Below are 6,016 nucleotides of genomic sequence, written 5' to 3'. Positions count from 1 at the left end.
GGGCGAGCTGCTCCCGGTCGCGGGCGGTCCTGCGCTCGGGGTGCTGCCGGTCGGCGGGGCGCAGGCCGAACAAGCCGCTCCGGGGCGTGCCGTGCGGGGGCGTCTCGTCGTCGAGGGTCGCCATCGCGGGGCGGCCGCCGACGCCGGTGAGGCCGGCGATGCCCGCGGCGGCCTCGTCGAGGGCGGCGGGGTCGTCGGCGCCGTCGAGGCCGAGCACGCCGAGCGGGGCTTCGAGTTCGACGGGGCGGCGCCGGTCGGCGGCGGGCAGCGGCCGGCAGCCCGCTCCGTGCTGCACGGCGGGCGCGGTGTGCGCGGGCCGCTTGCCGGGGCCGGCGGGGCGGCCGTGGCGGTCGTGCTTGCCGCCGCCGGGGCGCAGTCCGCCGCCGGGGCTGTCGGGGGCCTCGGTGAGCAGCGCGGAGGGCAGGAACACCACGGCGGTGGTGCCGCCGTACGGGCTGGGCTGGAGGACGACCTTCACGTCGTGGCGGCGGGCGAGGCGGCTGACGACGAACAGGCCGAGGCGGTCGGTGTCGGAGAGCTCGAACTCGGGGGTCTCGGCGAGGCGCAGGTTGGCGTCGAGGAGCGCTTCGGGGTTCATGCCGAGGCCGCGGTCGTGGATCTCCAGGGTGAAGCCGTTGGCGACGCGTTCGCCGTGGACCTGGACGGCGGTGTGCGGCGGCGAGAAGACGGTCGCGTTCTCCAGCAGTTCGGCGACGAGGTGGGTGACGTCGGCGACGGCGGGGCCGGCGATGCCGAGGCGGGGCAGGCGGCGGACCTCGATGCGCTCGTAGTCCTCGACCTCGGCGACGGCGGCGCGGACGACGTCCATCAGCTGCACGGGCCGGCGCCACTGGCGGGACGGCGCCGCGCCGGAGAGGATCACGAGGCCCTCGGCGTGGCGGCGCATGCGGGTGGTCATGTGGTCGAGGCGGAAGAGGTCGGCGAGCTCCTCGGCGTCCTCGGTGCGCCGCTCCATGGTGTCGAGCAGGGTGAGCTGGCGGTGGAGCAGCACCTGGTTGCGGCGGGCGAGGTTGACGAAGACCTCGGAGACGCCCTTGCGGAGTTCGGCCTGCTTGACGGCGGCCTCGACGGCGGCGCGCTGGAGGGTGTTGAGGGCGAGGCCGACCTGGCCCACCTCGTCCTTCTCGTACTCCAGGCGGGGGGCCTCGGTCTCGACGTCGACGTGCTCCCCGGCGGCGAGGCGGCGCATGACGGCGGGGAGGCGGACGCCGGAGACCTCGTGGGCCTCCTTGCGCAGCCGGGACAGGTCGCGGATCAGGTCGCGTCCGATGCGGACGGACATGAAGAGGGAGACCAGCAGTGCGAAGAAGCCGAGGACGCCGGCGACGGCGGCCTGGACGAGGACGGTGACGGCGACGGGCTCGACGCGCTCCTGGTAGCGGTCGCCCGCGGCGGTGCCCATGGTGGCGAGGTCGTCGAGGACCTTGCCGGCGGCCTCGTCCCACTGGGCGGCGGTGATGCTGCGGGGGTTCTTGCCGGGGCCGCCGGAGAGGAAGCGCTCCTCCGCGTCGCGCAGGGGCTTGGTGTCGGGCCCGTTCCAGTACGTCTCGAAGGCGTCCCGCTCGGCGGGGGGCAGGATCGCGAGGTTGAAGGAGTACAGCAGTCGCCGGTTCGCGGCGAGGTCGGAGACCTGGCGCAGGTCGGCGGGGCCGACGTTGCGGGCGGCGAGGGCGGAGGCGATGACGGCGTCCTCGCGGGAGAGGGTCTCGCGGGCGCGGGTGATGCCGACGAGGGCGCGGCCCTGCTTGTCCATCTCCACGTTCTCCAGCGCGTGGAGGTTCATCAGGAAGTCGTAGCAGGGGTCGACGAGCCGGCTGTACATCTCCAGCGCCTGGTTGGGGTCCAGGGTGTTCTGGTCGACGGAGCGGCGCAGGGTTCCGATGCCGTTCAGGGCGTCGAGGATGGAGGTCAGGCGCTGGTTGGCGGCCGGCGAGAGCTCTTCGACGACCTCTGGGTCGCGGGCGTTCCTGCCGATGCGGTCGACGAGTCGGTCGGTGGCGGCGCGGCGCTTGGCGAGCTCGGCGGTGGCGGCGGAGGCGCGGGGGTCGCCGATGACGACGAGGGTCTGGCGGCGCTCCTTCTGCAGGACGCGGACGACGTCCTCGATGGGGTAGCCGACCTTGTCGATGACGTAGGCGACGTCGAGGAGTTGCAGGGCCTGTCGGCCGGTCACGACGGTGGAGAAGCCCCAGAGGGCGGTGAGGGAGACGAGCGGCACGAGCAGCAGCGCCACGATCTTCCGGCGGATGGACTTCCCGCGAAAGCGCATGGCCTCCCCAGCCTCCCCAGCTCAACCCCCTTTGCGGGGATTGGTGTTCCGTCATTTAAACGGCGTGAGCCTACTACTGCTGCGCGACGGCTTCGAAGGCGTGTCCGGACGTTTTCGGCCTGCCGTCCGGGCGAAGATCACGAGTTGTCCGATACCTCCGGGCAACTGCGTTCCGATATGCGGCAGATGACACTCGGTGGGGGGTCGGTTCCCCTGGCGGCACGGATGGCTGGAAGTATTCGTTCCGGCGTGCTCGGCGGTGCGGGTGAAAGTCCGCGATCCGGGAATCTCCCGGGGCCGGTGCACGTCTACCTGTTCGAGGGGTTTTCGCCGGGTGCGTCGTCCGGCCCTGCGCGGGCAGGGTAGACATCACCGGCAGTGCGAGGGGAGGGAGCGCGCCATGGGGACGTACGAGGACACGGGCGCGGGAGCGTCGGTGCGCGCGGCGGCGGTCGGGGGCGCCGGGGCGGCCGGCGGGCCGCGGCGGGGGCTGTGGCAGGAGGAGCCGGCCCGGCGGCGCAGGCTGCCGGACCCGGTGCGGGAGTCGGCGGTGCGGGCGGTGCTGATCGTGGCGGTCACGCTGACCGCGGCGACGATCGCGTTCTTCCTGACGATCACGGGCTCCTGGCTGGCCCTGCCGATGGTGCTGGCCGCGATAGCCGGGATCGTGGTGGCGACGTGGGGCGTCCTGGACGTGATCATCACGCGGCAGATCTGGAACCAGCGGTACGGCGTGGTGTCGGAGCCCAGCAGCACCGCGCGGAGCCTGCGGCGCGAGAGGCGCCGGGCCCGCCGCGAGGAGCGCGCCGCCCGCCGCGGGCGGTCCGGCGGGAACCGGCAGAGCGCCGCCGGCTGGGCGGAGCACATATCCGCGCGCGGCGGAGCCGGTTAGGGGCCGGTCCGCCGGACGGGCCCCACGGCGCCCGGGCCGGCCGCCGGCGGGTGCGGCGGCCGGCCGGGGCCGGGTCAGGTGCCGGCGGCCGGCCGGGGCCGGGTCAGGTGCCGGCGGTCGAGCGGCGGAACATGCGCGTCGCGGTGATCTCACCGTGGATCGCCTCGCCCTCCGCGGACTGCTGCGGCAGGCCCGGCCGCAGGTGCTCCTCGACGCTGATGTACTTCAGGCCCGCCCGCAGGTCGGCGTCGTTGCGCAGCCGGATGACCAGCGGGAACTCGGCCAGGGCGGTGGTGTCGAAGAGGCCCGTGGTGTACAGGAGCTGGACGCCGAGGGCGTCCGAGACGGCCCGCTGGAGCTCCAGCAGGTACGTGGCGTTGGCGCGCCCGATCGGGTTGTCGAGGAACAGGGTGCCGGCGTGCCGGTGCTTGTCGCGGCCGCGGTCGTTGCTGCGCAGTGCCGCCATCGTGCAGTAGAGCGCGATGGCGGCGGTCAGCAGCTGGCCGCCGGAGAACACGTCGCCCATCTGGCCGACGGGGACCCGCTCGGCGCGCAGCACCGCGTCCGGCTTGAGGATCTCCACCGAGACGCCCTTGGGCTCCAGGGCCGCCTGGACGCCGCGCAGGAGGAGGGACATGCCGTCGCGGCGGCCTTCGCCGAATGCGGCGTTCTTCCTGACCGCGGAGCGGGTGGCGTCGTCGATGACCTCGCCGAGCCGCTCGGTGAGCGTGGCCTGGTCGGGCTCCTCGAAGCGGATCCGCAGGAACTCCTGGCCCGACCATTCGCCGAGGCCCTCGGGGAGCCGGGAGAGCCGCTGGGCGGAGCGCAGCGTCGCCAGGGCGGACTCGACCAGTCCGCGGAGCCGGTCGACGATGCTGTCCCGGTTGCGCTCCAGCTGGGCGAGCTCGTCGGTGAGGACGCGCAGGCGGGGTGCGAAGGCCGCCGCCCAGGCAGCCGCGTGCTCGGGCAGGGCGGAGGCGGGCAGTTCGCGGATCTGCTGCCGGGCGGGGGTGCGGACCTGCTCGTAGCGGGTGGCGTTGGCGTGCCGGACGAGGACGTCACAGGCCTCGCGGACGGCGGTCTCGGCGGCCGAGAGGTCCGCGGCGCAGCCGCGCAGCGAGCGGCGGGCCTCGGCGGCGGACTGCCGGGCCTCCTCCAGGGTCCCCGGGTGGGGCGCGGGCTCCTGCTCGTCGTCCTGCGGGGCGTGGTCGCGCAGCAGGTCGCGCAGCAGCGCCGCGGTCTCGTCGAAGCCCCCGGCGCCGTCCTCGGCGGTGCGGTGGGCGCGCAGCAGGTCGGCGTGGGCGGCGCGGGCGCTCTCGACGGCCGCGGCGTGCGCGGCGAGCTGGGCGGTCGCGTTGCGCAGCATCGCCTGCGCCTGGTCGACGTCCTCGGGGACCATCTCCTCGGGGAGGTCCGTGTGGGCCCCGCCGTCGGCCGGGGCGTGCCGCTCGGCCTCGCCGCGGAGCCGGCCGAGCTGTTCGCTCGCGGCGGAGGCGCGGGCCTCCAGCATCTGGACGAGGGATTCGGCGCGGGCGGCGGCCGCCTGCCGGGAGGGGCCGTCGGCGCCGTCGGTGCCTTCGAGGAGCTGGGCGGCCCTGGTGCGGACCTTGTTGGTGAGCCGGTCGAGTTCGGCGAGGGCGGCGCTCTCGTCGGACTCGGCGCGGGCCTGCTCGGCCCGCAGGTCGGCGCCGACGCCGACCTTCTCGTAGAGCCGGGAGGCGGCCCGGTAGGCCTCGCGGAGGTCCGGCAGCGGGCGCTGCGGGGCCCCCTGGCCGGCGTCCTCGGGGAGCGCCTCGGGGGCGCCTGCGATCTCGGCGCGCTCGGCGCGCAGGGCGCGGGCGGTGCGGCGGGCGTCGTCGGCGGCGCGCTGTGCGGCGCGGCGGTCCTCGTCGGCGGCGCGGGCCCGCTCCAGGCACAGTTCGGCGCGTGCCTCGGCTTCGGCGGCGTCGTCGGCGAGTTCGCGGACGCGGACCTGCCAGGTGGCGCGCTCGCGCAGCCGGGAGGCGAGGCCGGCGAGGACGTCGGCGGCGCGGCGGGCGCGCTGGGCGGCGTCCTGGCGCTCGTCGCGGACGCGGGCGGCGTCGGCCGCGGCCTCGTCGGCCTCGGCGCGGGCGGTGCGGGCCTCTGCGAGCTCGGCGTCGGCCTCCTGGGCGAAGGTGCGGGCGGCCGCGGCCTGCTCGGCGAGCTCGGCGAGCCGGCCGGGCGGGCATCCGGTGCGCCAGGACGCCAGGCGGGCGGCGAGCTCCCGGTCCCCGGCGAGGCGGGCGGCGAGCTCGCGGATCTCGGTGTCGCGGGCGGTGGCGCGGTCGCGGAGCGCGCGGCGCTCCTCGTCGGCGGCGTGCTCGTCGTGCATGGCCGGGTTCGGCGGGACGAGGAACACCGCGGCGGCGTCGTCCCCGGCCGCGGGGACGGGGGCGAGGAGGGCGGCGGCGGTGCCGACGGCGACGGTGGAGCGGGGCAGCAGGGCGGCCCCGGAGAGGACCTCGCGGGCGCGGGCGTGGGTGTCGGGGTCGGTGATGACGACGCCGTCGACGAGTTCGGGGCGGGCGGCGAGGACCGCGGCGTGGTCGGCGGGGTCGACGGACTGGGCGAGGTAGCGCCAGCCGGGCAGGGCGGGGATGCCGTGCTCGCCGAGGTACTCGACCGTGGCGAGGACGTCGGGCCCGGGCGGCAGCAGGCCGCCGTCGCCGAGCGCGCCGAGGATGCGGGCGTCGTCGGCGGCGGCGGTGCGCAGGTCGAACAGCTGGCGTTCGGCGGAGGCGACCGCGTCGGTGAGGAGGGTGTGCAGCTCGTCGGCGGTGCGGTCGCCTCCGCCGAACGCCAGCTGTTCGACC

2 protein-coding genes and 1 pseudogene are annotated in these 6,016 nt (G+C 76.0%); 1 reads left to right on the top strand and 2 read right to left on the bottom strand.

The genetic code is table 11. From position 1 onward, the window contains the following. On the bottom strand, positions 1 to 2,290 hold a 2,290-nt coding region (locus EF903_RS27215), incomplete at its 3' end, for a nitrate- and nitrite sensing domain-containing protein (protein ID WP_148142581.1). Positions 2,291 to 2,690: 400 nt separating this feature from the next. On the opposite strand from EF903_RS27215, the gene EF903_RS27210 reads away from it, so the two are divergent. Further along, positions 2,691 to 3,182, top strand: coding sequence for a hypothetical protein (locus EF903_RS27210; RefSeq protein ID WP_260615991.1), 492 nt, complete (start codon positions 2,691 to 2,693; stop codon positions 3,180 to 3,182). Positions 3,183 to 3,285: 103 nt separating this feature from the next. On the opposite strand, the pseudogene EF903_RS27205 reads toward EF903_RS27210, so the two are convergent. Continuing rightward, positions 3,286 to 6,016, bottom strand: a pseudogene (locus EF903_RS27205) (hypothetical protein); the annotation flags it as partial.

Origin of the sequence: Streptomyces sp. WAC05292 (genome assembly GCF_003949955.1) — a bacterium.
Lineage (GTDB): Bacteria > Actinomycetota > Actinomycetes > Streptomycetales > Streptomycetaceae > Streptomyces > Streptomyces globosus.
Note: the sequence above shows the minus strand (reverse complement) of the source record. Positions and strands in the feature narration are given on the sequence as shown.